Source organism: Chitinophaga sp. GbtcB8 (genome assembly GCF_019091455.1).
Lineage (GTDB): Bacteria > Bacteroidota > Bacteroidia > Chitinophagales > Chitinophagaceae > Chitinophaga.
On sequence record NZ_JAGXJN010000539.1, the window covers coordinates 1 to 229 of the forward strand.

General features: G+C 49.3%; 1 protein-coding gene. It reads right to left on the reverse strand.

The annotated features are described in order from the left end of the window. Positions 1-2: 2 nt before the first annotated feature. A partial coding sequence (locus tag KVT36_RS32500) for a glycoside hydrolase family 97 catalytic domain-containing protein (protein WP_217607550.1) occupies positions 3-229 on the reverse strand: 227 nt, incomplete at its 5' end.

Below are 229 nucleotides of genomic sequence, written 5' to 3' on the forward strand. Positions count from 1 at the left end.
TATTAAGCGGCAAAATCCACATAGTATATATAGGTAGCGGTGTTAATGCCGGCCCGGAAATCCACGTTGTACATGTTGTTGGCATACCACCAGTCCCAGGATACTTTGCCGGGTTTTGTCCAGCTGGTATTTTGCAGAACATTGGGCGTGGAAAGCTTGTCCACCAGCTCATTTTCCAGCAGGCCTTTATCATCCGGGATGATAATCAGCGTGCGCCAGGGAAAGCTGC